The following is a 19,753-nucleotide window of genomic DNA, read 5'->3' on the forward strand; positions in this document are numbered from 1 at the left end:
CGCCGACGAGATCCTCGCCGCCGTCAAACGCTTCTGCCAGAAAACAATGAAGCGAACTTCGGATTCAGGTGACTAGAAACTCCGCATTTTCATTTTTGGATAAATCGAAAAATATTCATGCCCGGAAGATCAGTCAGGCTTTTTGATCGCTCAAATTTCTGGCACCCGCGGTCCTCGGTTTCTGACCCGGCCGGCGAAAAGCGGCGAGGATCGCGCAACGATGTCCAAGGGGTGCGATCAGGTCAATCTCTCCGAAGCTTGCCGTTTCCGGCTCTCTGTTTCTCGAAGGGCTACTACACCCATTTGGGTTGTGCAATGTGCTATCACATTAATTATGGACTGAGCTGTACGCTGACCGGCGGTCGGCTCGGGGGGAGTGCACTTTCGACAACCAAAATCATTGTTCTGCCAAGGCATGCGCAATCCTTGATGCGAACTCTATTCGATTTCCAAGGTTGACGGACCCCGGGTTCGTATCACAAGGGGGAGGGCCAAAAATCAGATTGAGTGCGCGATGATCCAGATCTATCCCCTTTCAGCGATTGCCGAAGTCCGGCCGGGGGACGATTTGTCGCAAATCCTTGCGCACGCCATCCGGGAGGCTGATCTCGAGCCCCTTGCCTCCGACGTGCTGGTCGTCACTCAAAAGATCGTTTCCAAAGCCGAGGGCCGCTTCGTCGATCTGGAGCGCGTGACACCTGGGTCCGAGGCGATTGCACTTGCTGAATTGACCCGCAAGGATGCCCGCCTGGTGGAACTTGTTCTGTCGGAATCGAGTGAAATCATTCGCGCGGTTCCCAACGTTTTGATCGCCAGGCACCGTTCTGGGCATGTCATGGCCAATGCCGGGATCGACCGCTCCAATATCGGACCGGGCGGCGACACACGAGCCCTGTTGCTGCCAGTCGATGCCGATGCGTCGGCTGCCCGGCTTTTTGCGGATTTCGGAGCCATGTGGCCGGAACCGCCGGCCGTTGTAATATCGGACAGTTTTGGACGGCCTTGGCGCTACGGCGTCACTGGCGTGGCCATCGGCGCTTGCGGGCTGCCTGCCCTGATCGATCGTCGCGGAGACCGGGACCGGGACGGAAGAATCCTTGAGGTCACGCAGATCGCCTTGGCCGATATGGTCGCAAGCGCGGCAGGACTCGTTACTGGTGAGGGAGCCGAGAGCGTACCGGCAGCGCTTGTCCGCGGCCTTGAATTCAGCTCTGAGAGTCGTTCCGCGGCGGCTTTGGTTCGCCCGATGGATGAGGACCTGTTTCGGTGACAGGGCGGGTCACAATTCTCACTGGCGGCGTGGGGGGCGCCAAGCTGGTCCTGGGGCTGTGTCACGCGATACCGGCCGATCAAGTCACCGCCATCGTCAATACTGGAGACGACTTCAAGCATCTCGGCCTCTCAATATCTCCAGACATCGATACATTGCTATACACCTTGGCTGCCAAAGCCAATGTCGTTCAGGGATGGGGCCGCGAGAACGAAAGCTGGAATTTCATGGAAGCGGTGCGATCGCTTGGCGGTGAGCACTGGTTCCAGCTTGGCGATGGCGATCTGGCGCTCCATGTGCTGCGGACCCACCAACTTGGAAACGGGCAGACGACCTCGCAGGTCGTTGCTGGCTTTGCCGCAGCGTGGGGAATCAAGACCCGTATCTTGCCGATGAGCGACGATCCAGTTACGACCCGTGTGGAGACCTCGGACGGGTTGCTGGATTTTCAGGAATATTTCGTGCGGCGCCGCTGCGAACCGGAATTGAAGGCAATTCGGTTTGACGGTTCCCAACAGGCGCGGCCAGCCCCTGGTGTTCTGGAATCAATCATCGATCCTCAGTGCCAAGCAATTTTAGTTGCCCCTTCCAATCCATTTCTCAGCATAGATCCCATCCTTGCCGTACCCGGCATACGCGAGGCGCTTGCCACAGCATCCGCCCCGGTTGTCGCCGTCTCGCCGGTCGTCAATGGGGCATCCGTCAAGGGGCCGACTGCCAAATTGATGAAAGAGCTTGGACTTGTGGTCAGCGCAGGAACCATCGCTGCCCATTATGAAGGCGTGATCAACGGGCTGCTGATAGACAGGCGCGATCCGCCACTGGAATTGCCGATTGCTTCAGCCCGTGCAGATACACTCATGCACACACTCAACGACCGTATCAACGTGGCTCGCGCCGCGCTCGATCTCGCAGAGACGCTCCGCCGATGAGGTGGACCGCAGTCGTACCACTCAAGGCCAGCGGCACTCGAAAGACCCGGTTGGCCGGACATCTTTCGGACGAGCGCCGCCGCAAACTCAGTCAGAGCATGTTCGATCATGTGACGAAAATCTTGCAGGAACATCCTTCCATTCAAGACACTTTCGTTCTTTCAAGCGAAATTCCACCTGGCTGGAAAGGGGACTGGATCGCCGACCTCGACCGCGGCCTGAATGGTGAACTTCAGGCCGCGCGAAACGGTCTCGCCGATCGCAATTTTTTGGCGATCCACGCCGACCTTCCGCTTCTCTGCGCTGAGGACGTCACGGCCTTGCTTGCAGCTGCCGAGACAACTGGCGCGGCGATAGCGCCAGATCGTCATGGGAAGGGAACGAACGCCCTTGCGCTGACGCAGGGTCGCGTTGTCGAGTTTTGTTTCGGGAATGACAGTTTTGCGCGTCACCTTAAACAGATACCCGATTGTGCCATTGTCGTTCGCGAAGGTCTGGGGCTAGACTTGGACACGCCTGACGATCTCAATCGCGTGATCTTGGCAGGCCGGGCCTGACAGCCTCGTCGGCTATTCGGTTGTCAAGGCACTGGACTGACCTCGACACGCAAACTCTTCGCCTCCATCAACCGCGCCAGCTTGCGGTAAGGCCTCCATCGACGACAAATACCTGCCCCGTAATGAACGATGCCTGGTCGGACGCCAGGAAGACAATCATCGAAGCAACTTCCTCAGGTTCTCCCCACCGGCCGAGAGGAACGCACAAGCGCTCATGAATGAGCGCGTCGCTCTCTTCCTGGGTGGCACGCAGGCCCTCGGTCATCGGTGTCGCGGTGTATCCCGGGCAAACGACGTTCACGCGGACACCGTCGGCGGCATAGTTCAGCGCGGCATCCCTTGTCGCGCCGATAACGCCGTGCTTCGCCGGGCCATATCCGGCAGGTCCGCCGCCGCCGCCCGTCCCCATTGTCGAAGAAATGTTGACGATCGAGCCGCCTCTCTTTTGCAAGTGCGGAAGACTGGCCCGCATGACCCGCCACGTGCCGAGGAGAAAGAGATCAACATTCCGCTCGAAATCGTCATATTGGTCAGTCGTCGTCTTGCCGGCTGAATTCACCACGACATCGATCGCACCAAATTTTGCAGCGACCTGTTCGATAGCGCTACGCACCTGGTCGTCATTGCGCACGTCGACTGGCACAAACATAGCCGATCCACCGCTTGCGGTCAGTTCGGCAACCAAACTGCGTGCAGCAATTTCATCGATGTCGGCTATAATTACGTTTGCGTTGTTTGCCATCAGGGCAAACGCAGTCGCCCGGCCAATGCCGCTTGCACCTCCAAAGATGCAGCACGTCTTTCCGGCCAAGCCGGGGTACATAGCTGGTATCATAATGGCATCCCCTGTTTTGCCTGCTCACTATAAAGTTGCGAATGCGTTGAGAGCAAGCATGATTGGTGCTGGCGGCGCGATGATCTTTACCTTTGCCTCCGGTATCCGGCGACGCGGCACGCGACCGCCGCTACGCCATCCCTTCCCCCCAGCCGCGCAATGGCACGTATTTCGAACGGGCTTTCGAATTTTGTCGCAGCCCATCGACAATCGGCCGGATCGAAATCGGCACCATGGGCTCGTGAAAGACATTGATTGCGTCCCCGGTGTTCATAATATGCACCAGTTGCAATTTGCTCGATTTCGCAACTATTACATAAGCGCCAAACGCCAGGAAGGAATCGCGCTGGCTTTGGCATCGATGCACGGAAAAGGGGGGGCGATGGCTGTACCAGAACCAAATGTCGCAATGCGCATCAGTTATCTTGCGCGAACGCTGCGCACGCGTTTTGATAGCAAGACCCGTGACATTGGACTGACCCGGGCGCAGTGGCGAACCATCGTCAGCGTGAGAATGGAACCCGGAGCAACGCAACACCGCATCGCCGAGCTGCTTCAGGTCGGTGCCGTAACGGCGGGCCGCTCGATCGACCGGCTTACGGAGGCCGGTTGGCTTGAACGCCGCTCCGACCCGGCTGACCGCCGCGCCTATCGCGTCTATGTTGCAGAGAAGGCGACGCCGGTGCTCGAACGGTTGGGCGTGATCGCGGAAGAAGAAGGGTGGATCGCATTCGCGGGATTTGACGCCCATGAAATGGAGTTGTTGCGCAATATGCTGGACCGCGTCGCTCGTAATCTCGACCATTGCGACAATCTGATAGACGACACTTCCTCATAGCCATTGGCTAGATATTCTTCGCGGTAATTTGCGCGTCAAGCGATCAGGCGCGGAGTTTGAAGTATCCGGCCCGATCGATGTGCATCAATGCTTTAACGCAGCTTCGAGATTTCGCGCTTGCTGAGCGATGTCGTAACCTGCCTGTCGTCAACCGTGAGCGTGTTGGCGGGAATGACAACAAAGCGCTGGTTCAGGATGACCTGCACTGACCCATCGGGCATCACGCGTGTAACATTGCCGAGACGGACGCCGCTAGAATCACGAACGGTCATTCCACGTTGTGCAGCGTTCTCGGAGGCGGCTGGTTGCGCCAGAACAGGGACCGAAACGCCAAAAAGTGCAGCACAAATCAATATTTTACGCATATTTTCTCCATCTTTGATATGGGCAGAAACGTTCTCACCCAAAACTAAGCAAGGGGTTAATACGCAAGCTTAGGATATGCTGCAATATCAAATTAGATGACTCGCAAGTCACCCGGTTTGGCGCTGCGCACAACGAAAAGGGCGGGCCAAAAGGCTCGCCCCAATGCTGATCCAGTCGGAGCGTCTCACCAAGTGGCGAAAGGCCTTGGTGTTATGCTGCCAGCTTTTCGCTCGTGTGCACCACTGAAGGAACGCCGAAAAGTCGCGAGGCATTCATGCCTAGAATATCGGACTTTACGGATTCGCTGGCATCCAATCCGTCGAAAAGTTCGTGCACGAGATTTCGGCTGTGCGGGAATGTGCCCTCGGCATGGGGATAGTCCGAGCCCCACATGACATTTCGCGCGCCCGGGAGACCCGCCGCGGCAGCTGCGATGCAGCTGCGGTCATGTTGGAAGCTCGCCCAGACCTGATCGTCGATAATCTGGCTAGGAAGCCGACTGAGCTTCGGGCGGACAAATTTGGCATGGGCCTCGGCAACTTCATCAAGGCGTTCAGCCAAAGCCACAAGCCAGCTCGCACCACTTTCGATAAAAGCCACCTTGGCTCCCGGATTGCGATCCAGCACCCCCCCTGCGACGAGATACATCGCTGTGCTCTGGGCATCCATAGCTTGCTGGGTGTAGTTGATGATAGCGCCGCCCGGCCCCTTCTCGCTCTGTACGCTTTCCAGGCCGGTTCCGGTGTGCATTACAAAAACGATGCCGTGCTTCGCGCCCCGCGCAAAAACCGGATCCCACTTCTCATCGTTATATTTGGCCATACCGGCAGGTGTGACAGCCGGCAACATGGCGGCAGTGATCCCCTTGCTGGCAAGATAGTCGAGTTCGGCTATGGTGTTCGAGAAATCGAGCACCGGCAACATCCCACAGCGCACGAAGCGATCCTTGTGTCCGCCGAGGAATTCATCGTTCCAGTCATTGTAAAGACGCGCCGATGCCGCTTCGGCATCGGTATCTCCGATTGCATAAAGCCACAGACCAAGGGTGGGAAAGCATATTTCTGCGTCAATACCTTCCAGTTCCATGTCTTCGAGCCGCCCATCCAGGTCACGAAGACCCTTGCGCTCTGCACTAATGGCATCTTCGCGATGCTGACCCACACGAAGTCGGTAGATCACCTTCTCCTCTGTTCCGGTCAGGATAAAATCCCCATCCTTGCGCGCTTTAATAGCGTGCCGCTGCATACTCGCCGGCAACCCGCCCGAAAAAATGTCGGCCGGTTCCATAATGTGGCTGTCGGCACTGAAAACAAAAGGTTTCATTTCAATTCTCCAGGATTTGATTCGGCCAAGCCGACTTATCGGCATTTCTAATACATTCTTGCGGACATTTCCATAGCCTATCGGACATTCAGTAGAATCGCCAATATCCTAATTCCATCTTTAATTCTGATTCAAATATGGAAATCTGCGGTCCATTTCTCAAGGCCAATATGGCGCGCCGCTTCGGCAAATTGCTCAAAAAGGTGAGCCCGGCCAAATAGCGCACACTGATAACACAATCGCCATGGACGGCGCTGCGGAGGGCATCGGAAGGATGCTGGTTTATCCCGACTGACGTATTCCACTTGCCTGCAAGCGTCCTTTCTGGTCATTATACCCACCTAACTAACAGTAGGTTGAAACAAGTGGACGAGTGCCTCACTATTGCCCAGAATGATTGAAGCGATCGATTTTAAGCGCCGATTCTGATTGCAGTCCGTCCGGTGCCGCATGACACGTTGATCAACCGCTTCGCGGAAACCGCAGCGCGGTGAGACGCATTTACGATGTTAAAAAGTATGAGATTAAAGGAAGGAAAAGCAATGAAGCAAGTCACCGGATTAGGCGCAATCGTAACCGGCGGGTCATCGGGACTCGGCAAGGCCAGCGTCGAAGCACTGGCCGCGGCAGGAATGAAAGTTGCCGTATTCGACGTCAACGAAGCGGCAGGCGAAGCAATTGCCCAGGCCGCCGGCGGGATTTTCTGCAAGGTCGACATCACCAGCGAGGACAGCGTGATTGCCGGGCTTGAGAAGGCCCGTGCAGCGCATGGACAAGAGCGAGCACTGGTGCATTGCGCTCAGGTTTCCCGCCACGGCAAGACTTTGGCCTTCGACAAGAAGAGCGGGAGCTTCAAGCGTTTTTCTACAGAAGACTTTGCTTTCAGTGCGGACGGCCTGCTGGTTGCCAGCTATCGGATGGCATCGCTTTCGGCCTTGGGTATGGCCCAAGCCGAGCCCCTGAATGAAGACGGCGAGCGCGGCTGCATTACGCTGACCAGTTCGGTTGCTGCGCAAGACGGCCAGGTCGGACAAGTGGCGTATGGCTCGATGAAGGCGGGAATCAACGGCCTGGTCCTTCCCCTCGCGCGTGACCTCATGGATATGGGAATTCGCGTCAATTCGGTCATGCCCGGCATTTTCGCCACGCCTCCGATGCTTGCGGTCAAAGATACGGCACCCGAGATTTTCGACGGCCTCGGCAAATCGGTACCATTCCCTAAGCGGCTCGGACATCCGGAAGAGTTTGGCCAGTTTATCCTGGAACTCGTACGCAACAACTACATGAACGGGCAGGCGATCCGGCTCGACGGCGCAATACGCATGCCGCCCAAGTGAGGGCCACATGAGCGATGCACTTGCACGAGCGGCAGCGCAGAATCCTCCCGACGGGTTCGCTCCATTGCGCCTCGAAGGGTTTATCGCAGACAACGGGCCGGTGTTCGGAAAGCGACAGGCCGATGGCTCGATTGTTGTTGGCTGTCGGATCATGCCGAACATGTGCAATCCGTCGCAGGTTGTTCACGGCGGATGGGTGGCGTCTCTGTTCGATATCGCCCTGCCCCTTGCTTCGCGATCGGTCACGCCAGAACTGAACGATCACTTTTTTCTGACGATCAACTTGACCGTCGACTACTTGAGCGGAGCGCGCCTCGGTGACTGGATAGAGTTGCGAGCCCGGTGTCTGCGGCGGACAAAGCGGATGATGTTTACCGACGCTCTCATGACGGTAGGCGACGAGATCATGGCGCGCGGCAGCGGCGTGTTTCGAATCGGCCCAAAGGGAGCCGCCGCGACGTTGCACGGAATTTGATTCCAGTACGGCGCCCGTGAGCAGGCCGGGCCGATACGATCACATTATGCGTTTTGCGTGACCAAAGCGCATAATGTGGTGTTGGGAAAGGAACAGGACTTTTGGAGATTGTTGAAAAAGTCGCAGTTATTACAGGCGCCGCGCATGGCATCGGCCTTGGAACCGCCTTGGTCCTGAGCGAGCGCGGCGCGCGGCTTTGTCTGGTGGATCACGACAAGGAAGCTCTACTGCAAGCCGTAGATCAGATCGCGGCCCGCGGCGGCGAAGCAATGGCGGTCTGCGCCGACGTAACCGTGCCGGATTCATTCGAATCCGTTCAGGTCGAAGTCGAAGCCCGGTTTGGACCAGTCGACATCCTGATGAACAATGTAGGAGTCCTGGTGTCTGGTCTGCCGCAGGACATTCCGTTGCCTGAGTGGGAACGAGTGCTGGACATCAATGTCATGGGTACGGTGCGCGCCCTGCACCACTTTATTCCGCAGATGCTTGCCCGGGGATCGGGGCACATCGTCAACACGGCTTCGTTCGCAGCATTGTTCCCTTACGCCTATGATCGGCTTCCCTATACGGCCAGCAAAGGGGCCATCGTCGCCATGACGGAAAGTCTGGCGCTTTATCTCAAACCACGCGGAATTGGCGTGACACTGCTTTGTCCCGGTCCGGTCCGGACGTCTATCGCAACCACCATGCGCACATTTACCCAGGGCATCGCTCCGCGCGGACCCGGTTCGCAATTTGAGCTCCTTGAGCCCCTCCGCGTTGGCGAAATGGTCGCTACGGCAATCGAGCAGAACCGCTTCTTCCTTCCTACCGATGAACAGGTTTTGCCCTTTATCGCAAAGCGCGGCGAAAATCCCGAAGCTTTTTTAGAGCAGCAGCTTACCTTATTCGACGAGCGGCAGTAAATGTGCGGCAACCGTAAAATGAGGGTCGAGGGCACCTCGCCAGAACTTCGCTCCGCGAACCGCCCTGCGGCGCGCGTTGTCCCGGTTGACACATGGAGTTCAAATATATGCGGGTCTTGTGAACCTGAGTCTTTGTCGATAGTTGCATTGCTCAGCATCAACCCGCGAAAATTGGATTCATCGATAAGGAGAGGATGAAAATGGCCTGGGCACATCAGGACAAAACAGCGATCGTCGGGGTCGGCGCGACCGATTATTACGTCCGCGGCAAAAGCTGGCCCCGCACAATTAACGATTTGGCGGGGGAAGCGATTCTCAAAGCGTGCGAAGATGCGGGCATCTCGATACGGGACATTGACGGCTTTTCTTACTACTCGACGGCGGGTGCCGGCTATCTCGACAAGTTCGACACCGCCAGCCTGATGGAAACTCTAGGCATTCCAGAGGTCGGGTTCAGTGCAACCTTGACCGGGGGCGGCAATGGCAGCGTCGGCGCAATCGGTCTCGCCACCGCGGGCTTGATGAACGAAGATTGCAAGTATGTCGTTACCGTCATGGCACTGCAGCAATTGCCAAGCGGTCGTCTTGGCACCATTTTCAATTCCCTTGCTCCCACGCCGGAAAACAGCTTTCTGCAACCCTCAGGTCTCGTGGGCCCGGGCCATATGATGAGCATTCTGACACGGCGGCATATGCACCTTTACGGGACGGCCGATGCTGCGTTCAAGGAAGTTGTCCAGGCCACCCGTAACAACGCCGTCCGTCGGCCCAAAGCAATTCGCAACACCCCTGTGAGCGACGAGGAGTACTGGAATTCACCGATGCTTGCCGATCCCTTGCGGCGCCTCGATTTCTGCCTGGAAACCGACGGGGCCGTTGCTGTCATAACCACCACCACCGACCGCGCCCGCGACTGCAGACACAAACCTGCTCTGGTTCATGGCTGCACGCACGGAGGAACCCGAACCTGGGGCCGGGCTTTCGCATGGATGGGGATGCCAGACCCGGAATTTGCGTCTTCGGGCCACAAATCAGTGGCTGACCGGCTTTGGCAGCAGACGGGCCTGACAGCCAAGGATATGGACGTCGCCCTGCTGTACGACCATTTCTCGAGCATGGTGGTTCTCCAACTCGAAGACTATGGATTTTGCGAACAAGGTGAAGGCGGCGACTACGTCCTGGAGGGGAAGATCCGGTACGATCCCGACACGCGCAAGGGCGTTAGTGGCGGCGTTCCGGTGAACACGCATGGCGGGAATATGAACGAAGCCTATATCGTCGGGATGACCCATGTGGTCGAAGGCGTGGAGCAAGTACGCGGCACCACCGTCAACCAGGTTGAGGATTGCGAATTTGCCTTAGTCACCGGCGGGCCGGCTGCCTTGCCGGTGTCGGGCCTGATTTTGAGGAGGGACTGACATGCCTTATGGACCCGCGCACGCGCTCCCCGGCGATCAGCTGACGATCACCACCAACCCGGACACCGCTCCCTTCTGGGAAGCGGCTAAAGAACATCGTCTGACGGCCTGTCAGTGCGGCGAATGCGGGCATTTCCGGATGCCCCCTTCCCCCTTTTGTCCAAACTGTCAGTCTACAAAGAAGAACTGGCCCGATTTGCCCGGCACCGGAACGGTGTTCAGCTACGCGATCTGCTCCAAGAACCCCGCCACGGGTGAGGATTTCATATACGTCCCAGTCGTCGTTCAGCTCGACGGGACGGATGACGCTCGTCTGATCTCCAATATTTTCGGGATCGACGCGGATGACGTCCGGATTGGCATGAAGGTTCAGGTCGAATGGAACCCTATCAACGACGGTTGGGTGTTGCCGGTCTTCAGGCCGGCCTGAAGGTGAGATCGGCAAATGATGTCTGACGAAGTATCAAAGGCAGAAGCGGAAGGCAGAAGCCGTGAGGCGGCTAATGCCGGTAGTGAGGCGAAGAACGAAACATTTAGCCTTGCGGCCGGTAGCGCGCCTGCTGTCCCGCTACCCGCTGCGACCGTCCTCCTGCTTCGCGACGATCCCTTCGAAGTGTTGATGATCCGCCGGCACCACAAGCAGTTCTTCAGCTCGGCTCTGGTCTTCCCCGGCGGGCTGGTTCACGCCTCAGATCATTCGGATGACTGGCTGCCGCTTGTCGCCGACGATGAGGGCCTTGGCCGGGACCAGTTTGCCCTGCGCATTGCCGCATTTCGGGAAACTTACGAAGAGTCGGGCGTACTGCTCGCGCGTCGAGAAGATGGTACGCACCTGAGTGAAGCGGCGCCGGGGGACTTTGTCGATCCGCCTGACTTCATTGATATCGTGCGGAACAGCGGCGGCCGGTTGCACTTTGCCGACCTGGTTCGCTTCGGTCACTGGATTACGCCCGACTGGTCGCCGAAGCGATTCGACACACATTTCTTTCTTGCGCGCATGCCGTCGGATCAGAAAGCAGTGTGCGACGGCAGCGAAGCTGTCGCGTTGGAGTGGTCTCCCCCCGCCGAAATTATCGCTCGCGCGGAAGCTGGCGAGAGTTCAATCTTGTTTCCTACTCTTATGAACCTTTACCTTCTTGCCCGGGAACAGGATGTTGCTGGTTCTATCGCTGCATGGCGGCAGCGGGAGGTCTTCACCGTCCGGCCATCAGTCGAAAAGCGCGAGGGTGGGACTGCATTCGTAATACCAGCCGAGGCCGGTTATCCGAAGATCGAGTATTTTCTCAAGGGTGCTTAATCCCTTGTCTTTGAAATTGTAATCGAAAGGCACCCAATGTCGATCATTCTTGACGAGTCTCAGCAGCAGATTGCCGCCGGGTCGACGCGCCAGCTGGAAGCACAATTCAATCCCGAACATCTAAAGACGCTTCTTGAAACCCGGGGCGCCTTTGACGAGCGCTTTTGGACCACCTGCAAAGAGCAGGGCTGGACCACAATCGGCATCCCCGAAGAATATGGCGGCATCGGCATGGGCCCTTTGGAACTGGGACTTATAGCAGAGGCTTGCGGATCGGTGGTTTGTGGCGCGCCGTTCCTCACCGCCTCTTTCGGAGCTGCCCAGGCAATCCTGGCCTTCGCGGACGAAGACATCAAACAGGAATGGCTGCCGAAGCTTGCCTCGGGCGAAATCATTGGCACCGTTGCATTTGCAGAGGGCCGCGACTTCATCCCCGAGACGCCAACAGTCCGCTTTGCAGATGGCCGCATTACCGGAAAGAAGCCAGCAGTCAGCGGGGGTGCGCGCGCCGATATCGCAGTGGTTCTGGCATCGGGAGGCCAAGGGCCAATCCTTTGCGTCGCCAGTCTCGGAACGATTGAACGGCCTGCGCTTCCCACCTTTGACAACAGTCGGAACGCTGCGGACCTCGATTTCAATGACACGCCTGCGATAGTTCTGGCAGCCGCCGGGGACGCGCGGGAAGCCGCCCTCGAAGTGCTTCGTCGACAGGCGGTCATCACCGCGTTCGAGCAGGTGGGGGGGGCTCAACGGTGCCTTGATATGGAGCGCGAGTATGCCACGACCCGGCGCGCCTTTGGCCAGGTGCTTGCAGCCTTTCAGTCGATCAAGCATCGTATCGCCGAGAATTACATTCTGACCGAAATGGCGCGTGCCAACGCGATGGATGCTGCAGCCAGCTTTGGAACCATAGACTTCCCGCGTGCGGTGGCTGCGGCCCGCCTGTCGTCGATAGATGCCTATGACACGGTAGTACGCGATGCCATGCAGACGCAGGGTGGGATGGGCGCAACGTGGGAGAGCGACCTGCATCTCCATCAGCGGCGGTCCCGCACCCTTGCGATCGAGCAGGGCAACATGATGTTCTGGGAAGACCGTCTGGTCGAGGAATTGGTCAGGCAAGCGGAGCGTGGACCGGTCGAGCAACCCGTTACGCAGAGCGACACGATGTCCGACGTGGAGAGCTTTCGAATGACCGCCCGTACCTGGCTGGAATTCCAGGTCGCGGAATTCGGTCGGGAGGCGCAACGCGGCAAGAGCGAGCAGGAAATTCTCGCGATGGGCCGAAGGTACATGACCGCAAAGCATGAAGCCGGGTATGGCGGGATCGATTGGCCGGTCGAGTTCGGTGGTCAAGGCCTTGGACATCTCAAGAAGCTTGCCTTCGACGAAGAGGAAATGAAGTACGGATTTCCTACTGCGTTCTTCGGCATCAGCCTGGGCCAGCCTCTACCGATCCTAATTCGCTATCGCAGCGATGAGTGGGCTCGCGAGAAAGCCAGGAAGGCGCTGCGGGGCGAGGAAATATGGTGCCAACTCTTTTCGGAACCTTCCGGCGGATCGGACCTTGCCGGCTTGCGTACGCGCGCCGTTCAGGATGAAGAAACCGGCGATTGGATCATCAATGGTCAGAAGCTGTGGACCAGTTGGGCGCAGTATTCCGAATACGGGATCATCGTGGTCCGGACCGATCCGAACGTCGTCAAGCACAAGGGGCTGACCTATTTCTGGCTCGACATGCGGACGCCTGGCATCACCGTCAAACCTGTGAAACTGGCCGTCGGCGATTGCCATGTGAACGAAGTTTTCTTTGATGATGTCCGCATTCCAGACTCGCAGCGCATGGGCGCAATTGGTGGTGGATTCGGCGTCGCAATGGAAACTTTGATGATCGAGCGCTATCAGGCGACAGATCCGACTGGCTTCGGCCCGCCGCTTGAATTGCTGCTCGAGCAGGCCCAGAATGGAACATTGAACGGCAAGGCCCTGATCGAGGATAGACGCGTCCGCGAACGTCTGGCGCGCGCCTGCACCGTTCAGAGCGCCTTGACAGCCATTCACAAGCGCGCGCTGCAGGCGCTTTCCGCAGGGCTGGAGCCAGGACCGGAAGGTGCCGTTCACAAGCTCGTTTCAGTTCGGGCGCGACAGAAATTATCGGAATTCGCCGTCGATTTGCAGGGTCCGGCAGGCCAGTTGCATCCGGATATCCACGTCAGTGCGAAAGAGACATGGCAGCAGAGCTGGCTTGCCTCCCCGATCGGCCGTATCGCCGGCGGCGCGGACGAAATGCTGCTCAATACGATCGCCGAACGCATCCTTGGGCTTCCGCAGGATCATCGACCTGACAAGGGTGTGCCGTTCAACCAGATTCCGACATAAAATGGGTGGGCGGCGCATTGCTTGCCGCCCACTTGTCGCCGGAAGAAACCCTTCAGCGCGGCCTGGATGTCACCAGGTTATTTCGAGACTTTCCAAACTCATGATAGCGCCGCCACGCTGCTTGGGCCAAAAGCCATCCGCAAGCTTGACGTTCGGCATGCGGCGTAGCCACTCGGCCAGAAAGATCTTGAGTTCGAGCCGGGCCAGGGGCGCGCCGATGCAGGCGTGCGGACCAGTGTTGAACGCCACATGGGGGCAGCGCCCGCGTGAGAGGTCCACCTGTTCAGGATTCTTGACCCACCGGTCGTCGTTGCTGGCTGCCGCCAGGCTTGCGATTACCCGATCGCCCGCGCGCATCTGGACGCCTTCGAACTCCACGTCGCGGGTGACGCGGCGCACGACGTTCACGAATGAATAGCGGCGAAGCATCTCCTCCACCGCCACGTCGATCTCTTCGGGATGACCACGGAGGTGATCCTGCATTTCGGGATGGCGGGCGAGATGGAACATGAAGTACGTCATCGCATTCGTGACGGTGTCCGTCCCCGCTGTGAAAAGCAGGTTGGCCATCTCCCGTACTCTTTGCGGGGTAAGCTGCACGCCGTCGACTTTGGACGCAAGGAGGAGGCTCAGCGGATCATCGCCGGGGTTTTCCTGCCGGTAAGCTATCTCGCCCGAGAGAAATTCCTGCAGCTTTAACATACCTGCATAAGAGACCGCCGGATCGTTGCTGCTGATAATATCGACGCTCCAGCTCACGAATTCACGAATCCGCGACGTGTCCCAGTCCATGATGGCCATGAAGATGGAAACCGGAAGTGGGACGGCGATCTCTTCCTTGAAGTTGCAAGAATTGCGGCCCTCCAGATCGTCGATCAACTTGTTGCAGAGCGACAGCACGTGAGGGGCCTGCTTGCTCAAATCCTTGGGCGCCAGGAACTGAAGCAGCACCTTGCGATATTTCATATGGTCCGGCGCATCCATGTCCTGCGGCGGCAGCGGTAATTCTTCAGGGTTCGGCAGCGTGCTGGCGCCGGAACTGGAGAAGGTTGCACCGTCGGTCACCACTTTGCGCAGATGATCCATGCGCGAGACCATCCAGTGGCCGCCGTTCAGCGGAGTATAGAAGATGTCCGGCAACTGGTGGTGCAGCTTGTTGACGACCGCCATCTGGATGTCCGGCGGAGTCGTCGGTTCAACCCAGATGTCATAGTCTGCCACGAGATGCGGTGGAATATGGTCCGGTATCTTATGGTCGGTATTCGCAGAAGCTACATTCGACATTCGTCTTTCCTTGAAATTCATCGTTGTTGCGTTATCGAATATTCAACCGATCAGCCTCATAGTGCTTGCCCGATAACGCGGCACTTACATTTCCACGGGCCTGCCAGATCGCAATTATGATATATGGGAGCGTAAAGAGCGCACCCAAATTTACCGCTAGAGCCGCGCAGATCAGCCCTACGATCAAGGAGCGTGATCGCCAGATCATCCACACACCAACCGTGAGCATGTGAATGGCGAAATCTGCATTGAATTGGCGGCGCCATGGATGGGAGAAGTCTCCAAAGAAGTAATCGCCCGCGCTGGCGAAGCCCATGGTGTCGATTGCGTGCACGGTTATGTAGAGAAGGGCCGCCCAGGCTATCGCCGCAACCACCAACAGGACGAAAGCGCCTTTGTGCACGTGGGCTCTCCATACCAGGGAAGCAGATTGTCCGCTCCCACTGTTTTCCCTAAGCTTGCCAAGCGAACTAGTACGCATGCAGGCTGAATGTCAAACGCTAAGGAGTCAAACAGGAAATGATCAAGGCGAAGCCAAAGGGTATTCGCGCGACCAAGGCGGCCGCCACGCGGATCGTTCTCATCGCAGCCGCGCGCAAGTTGTTCGCCGAGCAGGGGTTCCACTCAACCGGAACGCATCAGATTGTCATGGACGCAGGCGTGAGTCGCGGTGCGCTCCAGCATCATTTCGCGCGCAAGGAGGATCTGTTTCGCGCCGTCCACGAAGCCGTCGAGCAGGACATCATGGAGGCGGAGGTTCGCACGTGGGTGTCGAACGTGCCAGGTGCCAGATGGGAGGGCCTCAAAGACAGTATCGATGCGTTTCTTGATGCCGCGACCACGCCTGAGGTTCAGCGGATCATCCTGATCGATGGCCCTGCGGTCTTGGGCTGGGCCGATTGGCGCAGGCTGCAGGAGCATTACGGCCTTGGACTGATCGAGCAGGCCGTACGCGACGGGCTGGAAGTCGGCCAGATTCGGGCACAGAAGTCAGGGCCGCTCGCCGGTCTGATACTTTCGATGATCGGTGAAGCCGCCTTGATGGTCGCCCACGCGTCACAGCCGGATGAGGCGCGCTCAGAAGCGAAGATCGCGATGGAAACGATGCTGGCCTCGATGCAGTGAATCTTTGCCCAAGGATATTGTCCTGATCGGGACATTGCTTTATCGTGGCGATGTCTCATCTCGCCGACGCCATGATCTGGTTAGGCCGAATGTCGATCCGAACTGGTCCGTCATTCTGGGGCTTTAACTTTGCGCTTCCCTGGTGCAAGCCTGTCGTCGCTGCTCAGCCCTTCTCACTTGTGGCGGACGATTCCAGCACAGTTGCTCAGTCCGACGAAGGATGTCACCAAGGATTACGGCAATCGCATTTCAGCCGGGCAATCGCCCGCGGGTAGTCGAAAACGGGAAAATGAACGATATGGATGAACTGTTGCGGGGAATGGACGAGCCAGCGGCGAAGGGACTGACGCTCTCGGGCGAGCAGCTTCCCGAATTCGTGGAGCCTATTGGCACCCCGCATGGCACTACGCCATTGCGGCCCCGCGCCTCTGTCCGGCGAACCATGTCGATTGATGTGCACTGGCCAGAAGGCGTCACCGCAGCCAGCCATTACGACGGCCGCGCGCGCGACGTCGTGACGAACGAAGCCAGCACCGAACCGGTCTTGTTACGCATGGCGCGTGTCGCGGCAACGACAGAAAGCCGAAAATTGCTCTCAATTTCCGCCGAACCCACGCCGCCCCGTCTGCAGGAACTGGTTGGAGTACGCGCTGGCGGACATCTGCGCGCAGCACTTGAAAATTCTGTTCCGTTGGAAAAGGCCGCCGGAACACCGCTTTACCTTTTGCTGGACGATCTTGCAGGCGCAACGCTGGTATCGGCCTGGGCGATGTCACTTTGGAGGGAAGACTGGTTGAAGATCGTGCGCCGGTCAGACGACAAGTTTCCCGTTATGCAGGGAATCTGCATCGGTTTTCGTCCCGGCTCTTCCGCGCTGGACGACGAAGGCAGATCGCGACGTGACCAGAATGTCAGCAAGGTGGTCCCGCTGCCCAATCCAGCCGACCCCCTCGGATGGCACGAAATGCCGGACTATCCGCAGGTCAATTTTCGACGGGCGCGGCGGATCGATGTCTGGCGGGAGGGAGGCGAACTCAAGGTCGAATCCCATTTTCAGGATTCGGCAAGAGCCCCCGATGGAGGTCGCCGAGCAGTGCATGAATACATGATCCATGCGACAATCGATGTCGAAAACCGGCTTAAGGAACTGACGGCGGTGCCGGGTACCCTGCCTTATGCTTCCTGCCGCTCAGCGCCCGCGAACCTCGAGGTGTTGCTGGGAACGCCAGTGAGCGAGCTGCGCGATAAAGTCCTCGAACAGCTCAAGTTCACCGCCGGTTGCACTCATCTGAACGACATGGTGCGCTCGCTGGCAGAAGTGCCGATCCTCGCGCGTGATCTGCCCCCAAACGGCGGTTGATCAGCCTCCTGTCCAAATCGGTGGTCGCTTTTCCAGATAAGCCCTAGCACCTTCCTGCGCGTCTTGGGTGCCGAGTAACTCGTCTGCGCAGGCATCCTCGATTGCGAAGGCTTCAGCAAGCGAGCCCGCTGCAAGGCCAAGAACGGCACTTCGCTTCGTTGCCTGCACCGCCATGGGCGAATTCCTGCAGATTTCCGCCGCCCACCGTCGAGCGGTTTCGATCAACTCGTCGTGCGGCACCACTTCGTTGATAAGACCCAGTCGAAGGGCGCGCTCTGCATCGATCGGCCGGGCGGTCAGCAGCATCTCCATGCTTGCCGCCCAGCCCATCTGGCGCGGCATACGCGCCGTTGTTCCCCCGGCAGCCATGATGCCCCTGAGCGGTTCACTAACGCCAAAAATGGCTTGCTCGCTCGCCAGGCGGATGTCGGTACCCATCAGCAGTTCCATCCCACCCGCCATGCAGGAGCCATTGACTGCGGCAATTACCGGCTTGAAGAGGTCAAACCCTTTGAGGGTAAAATATCCCTCGCCATCATTGTTCAGCCTCGCCCTCGTTTCAGAATGGCCGAATGCTGCTTGCTCGCGAGCGATATCCGCGATCATCGCCATGTCGCCGCCGGAGCAGAATGCATTTTGCACTCCCGTGACGATCGCGACCCATGCGTCGGGGTCATCTCGAAATTTCTTCCAGCACGCGAATAGCTCACTCGCATGCTCCAGATCGAGCGCGTTACGCTTTTCATAGCGATCAATGGTGATAAGGACGACGTGACTGTCCTTGGTATATCGTATGGTCATACCTGCGGCGTTCCCCTACCTAGCGGCCACCTGCTGCCGGCTCGCACTTCTGTTACAAAGGAGATAACCTGTCCGGCCAATTCTGCAACCGTCCCGTTCGCAAGCGCACCTATCGGAACCCGTTGTCGACCTGCATGACAGGAATTGCGTTCTGTCTCGGGATCGGTCAAGTCTGCATGTCGATTGCCCCGTCAGGAACAGGCCGGTGACCGAACGGAGCAGTATGAAGCGATTGGCTGGTTAAAAATTGCCCTTCACGTCCGCTCGGTCGCTTCGCGCTTTTTTTGGAAGACTTTTCGGGCGTAAAATTGATTGTTTCTGATGCATGCTGGCAGGCTATGGAAAATGAGGGGGCCAAACACGCACTGCCTGCGACTGAACAATCTGCTCGGGCTTGTTGCTTGTGCCGCCGCAAAAAACGCTGCCCCGCCTGCTCATAAGGAATCTTCAAAATGGTTCTATCCGTCTTCGATTTCAGCATCACCCAGTTCAGATCGACGTTGTCGGGCATACAAATCATACTGAAAAAGGCCGAAGCGCACGTCTTGGCCTCACATCAGTCACCGGACAGCCTGTTGCACGCGCGTCTGCAAGCCGATATGCTGCCGCTGGCCTTTCAACTCGACCAGGCCGCCAACGCGTCGGCAGGTGCGTTGCGGCGCATCCGCGGCGAAACCGTCGAGACCGCGCGGGTTTTTGATGACTTTGCAGCGGCAAGCGCCTGTATCGATGAAGCGGCAGCCTATTGTCAGGCAATCGATCTCCGAGACCTCGAAGGTCGCGAGAATACGGATGTGATCTGGACTGCGCCAAAGATCGAATTACGATATAGTGCGACAGATTACCTTATCAGCCATGCGCTTCCAAACTTCTATTTTCACTCCGTCATGGCCTACGCCATTCTGCGCAATCTCGGCATTCCAATCGGCAAGTTGAACTTTCTGGGTCGAAACCATGCTACGCGACAGGAGCCGCGTGGAACGGCGTTGGCGGCAATCGAGGCGATGACGCGCCAGCGTGGACCGCGTTAGGAAACGCAGCTTGGGGACGCGTGTCGGCAGGACATCTTGGTGAGAAGAAGACATAGGCGATATCCTTTATGAACCACCGCAGTTCTGGACGTGGGGGGCGTCCGTCGCTCGCGTACGAGAGCGACCCAATGCCGGATATTCCAGAGATTGACTATCGGGGTGGCCCGACACTTGCCTAGCTCACAAACGCCCGCTATCCGTACAGTAAGTTGCCTTCAGG

General features: G+C 58.0%; 20 protein-coding genes. 14 read left to right on the forward strand and 6 right to left on the reverse strand.

The window, feature by feature from the left end:
- The first annotated feature begins 514 nt into the window (after positions 1 to 514).
- The 3 genes from cofE to cofC are packed head-to-tail and all read left to right on the forward strand — an operon-like array spanning position 515 to position 2,759.
- Entirely contained in the window at positions 515 to 1,270 is a 756-nt protein-coding gene (cofE, locus tag L3X40_RS16195) for a coenzyme F420-0:L-glutamate ligase (RefSeq protein ID WP_237366516.1), read from the forward strand.
- Positions 1,267 to 2,202, forward strand: coding sequence for a 2-phospho-L-lactate transferase (cofD, locus tag L3X40_RS16200; protein ID WP_237366517.1), 936 nt, complete (start codon positions 1,267 to 1,269; stop codon positions 2,200 to 2,202). Before cofE ends, cofD begins: the two co-directional genes overlap by 4 nt.
- Positions 2,199 to 2,759 carry a 2-phospho-L-lactate guanylyltransferase gene (gene cofC, locus L3X40_RS16205; RefSeq protein WP_237366518.1) on the forward strand — a complete coding sequence of 187 codons (561 nt, stop codon included), beginning with the start codon at positions 2,199 to 2,201 and terminating at the stop codon, positions 2,757 to 2,759. The genes cofD and cofC overlap by 4 nt, the downstream gene beginning before the upstream one ends.
- Positions 2,760 to 2,826: 67 nt before the next feature.
- Here the strand turns inward: cofC and L3X40_RS16210 are convergent, their stop codons facing one another.
- Positions 2,827 to 3,594, reverse strand: a complete 768-nt coding sequence (locus L3X40_RS16210) for an SDR family NAD(P)-dependent oxidoreductase (protein ID WP_338331149.1) — start codon at positions 3,592 to 3,594, stop codon at positions 2,827 to 2,829.
- A gap of 382 nt (positions 3,595 to 3,976) precedes the next feature.
- On the opposite strand from L3X40_RS16210, the gene L3X40_RS16215 reads away from it, so the two are divergent.
- Entirely contained in the window at positions 3,977 to 4,432 is a 456-nt protein-coding gene (locus tag L3X40_RS16215; protein ID WP_237366520.1) for a MarR family winged helix-turn-helix transcriptional regulator, read from the forward strand.
- A gap of 92 nt (positions 4,433 to 4,524) precedes the next feature.
- Here L3X40_RS16215 and L3X40_RS16220 read toward each other — a convergent pair whose 3' ends face one another.
- Both L3X40_RS16220 and L3X40_RS16225 read right to left on the reverse strand, forming a co-directional pair.
- The gene (locus L3X40_RS16220) at positions 4,525 to 4,797 is read right to left on the reverse strand and encodes a PRC-barrel domain-containing protein (RefSeq protein WP_237366521.1); all 273 of its coding nucleotides are present in this window, start codon (positions 4,795 to 4,797) and stop codon (positions 4,525 to 4,527) included.
- A gap of 211 nt (positions 4,798 to 5,008) precedes the next feature.
- The gene (locus tag L3X40_RS16225) at positions 5,009 to 6,121 is read right to left on the reverse strand and encodes an amidohydrolase family protein (RefSeq protein ID WP_237366522.1); all 1,113 of its coding nucleotides are present in this window, start codon (positions 6,119 to 6,121) and stop codon (positions 5,009 to 5,011) included.
- Between the two features lie 542 nt (positions 6,122 to 6,663).
- Between L3X40_RS16225 and L3X40_RS16230 the strand changes: the two genes are divergently transcribed.
- From L3X40_RS16230 to L3X40_RS16260, 7 genes are all read left to right on the forward strand, one after another.
- Positions 6,664 to 7,458: an SDR family oxidoreductase gene (locus L3X40_RS16230; protein ID WP_237366523.1), complete on the forward strand. Its 795-nt coding sequence runs from the start codon at positions 6,664 to 6,666 to the stop codon at positions 7,456 to 7,458.
- Positions 7,459 to 7,465: 7 nt separating this feature from the next.
- Complete coding sequence (locus L3X40_RS16235) at positions 7,466 to 7,933, forward strand: PaaI family thioesterase (RefSeq protein ID WP_237366524.1); 468 nt, start codon at positions 7,466 to 7,468, stop codon at positions 7,931 to 7,933.
- Between the two features lie 101 nt (positions 7,934 to 8,034).
- Complete coding sequence (locus tag L3X40_RS16240; protein ID WP_237366525.1) at positions 8,035 to 8,838, forward strand: SDR family NAD(P)-dependent oxidoreductase; 804 nt, start codon at positions 8,035 to 8,037, stop codon at positions 8,836 to 8,838.
- A gap of 200 nt (positions 8,839 to 9,038) precedes the next feature.
- Positions 9,039 to 10,256 carry a thiolase C-terminal domain-containing protein gene (locus L3X40_RS16245; RefSeq protein ID WP_237366526.1) on the forward strand — a complete coding sequence of 406 codons (1,218 nt, stop codon included), beginning with the start codon at positions 9,039 to 9,041 and terminating at the stop codon, positions 10,254 to 10,256.
- A 1-nt stretch (position 10,257) separates the two neighbouring features.
- Complete coding sequence (locus tag L3X40_RS16250; protein ID WP_237366527.1) at positions 10,258 to 10,686, forward strand: Zn-ribbon domain-containing OB-fold protein; 429 nt, start codon at positions 10,258 to 10,260, stop codon at positions 10,684 to 10,686.
- A gap of 15 nt (positions 10,687 to 10,701) precedes the next feature.
- Positions 10,702 to 11,553 (forward strand): NUDIX hydrolase, encoded by an 852-nt coding sequence (locus L3X40_RS16255; protein ID WP_237366528.1) that lies wholly within the window; start codon positions 10,702 to 10,704, stop codon positions 11,551 to 11,553.
- Positions 11,554 to 11,589: 36 nt separating this feature from the next.
- The gene (locus L3X40_RS16260; RefSeq protein WP_237366529.1) at positions 11,590 to 13,932 is read left to right on the forward strand and encodes an acyl-CoA dehydrogenase; all 2,343 of its coding nucleotides are present in this window, start codon (positions 11,590 to 11,592) and stop codon (positions 13,930 to 13,932) included.
- A 69-nt stretch (positions 13,933 to 14,001) separates the two neighbouring features.
- Here L3X40_RS16260 and L3X40_RS16265 read toward each other — a convergent pair whose 3' ends face one another.
- Entirely contained in the window at positions 14,002 to 15,216 is a 1,215-nt protein-coding gene (locus tag L3X40_RS16265) for a cytochrome P450 (protein WP_237366530.1), read from the reverse strand.
- 31 nt (positions 15,217 to 15,247) lie between these two features.
- Entirely contained in the window at positions 15,248 to 15,619 is a 372-nt protein-coding gene (locus tag L3X40_RS16270) for a DUF1475 domain-containing protein (RefSeq protein ID WP_237366531.1), read from the reverse strand.
- Positions 15,620 to 15,735: 116 nt separating this feature from the next.
- Between L3X40_RS16270 and L3X40_RS16275 the strand changes: the two genes are divergently transcribed.
- A complete protein-coding gene (locus L3X40_RS16275; protein WP_237366532.1) occupies positions 15,736 to 16,341 on the forward strand; it encodes a TetR/AcrR family transcriptional regulator in 606 nt (201 codons plus the stop codon).
- A gap of 289 nt (positions 16,342 to 16,630) precedes the next feature.
- Positions 16,631 to 17,701, forward strand: a complete 1,071-nt coding sequence (locus L3X40_RS16280; RefSeq protein WP_237366533.1) for a DUF2889 domain-containing protein — start codon at positions 16,631 to 16,633, stop codon at positions 17,699 to 17,701.
- Here L3X40_RS16280 and L3X40_RS16285 read toward each other — a convergent pair whose 3' ends face one another.
- Positions 17,702 to 18,502 carry an enoyl-CoA hydratase/isomerase family protein gene (locus tag L3X40_RS16285; RefSeq protein WP_237366534.1) on the reverse strand — a complete coding sequence of 267 codons (801 nt, stop codon included), beginning with the start codon at positions 18,500 to 18,502 and terminating at the stop codon, positions 17,702 to 17,704.
- A 452-nt stretch (positions 18,503 to 18,954) separates the two neighbouring features.
- Between L3X40_RS16285 and L3X40_RS16290 the strand changes: the two genes are divergently transcribed.
- Complete coding sequence (locus L3X40_RS16290) at positions 18,955 to 19,533, forward strand: DUF1993 family protein (protein WP_237366535.1); 579 nt, start codon at positions 18,955 to 18,957, stop codon at positions 19,531 to 19,533.
- The last annotated feature ends 220 nt before the right edge of the window (positions 19,534 to 19,753 follow it).

The sequence above is a fragment of the Rhizorhapis sp. SPR117 genome (assembly GCF_021742065.1).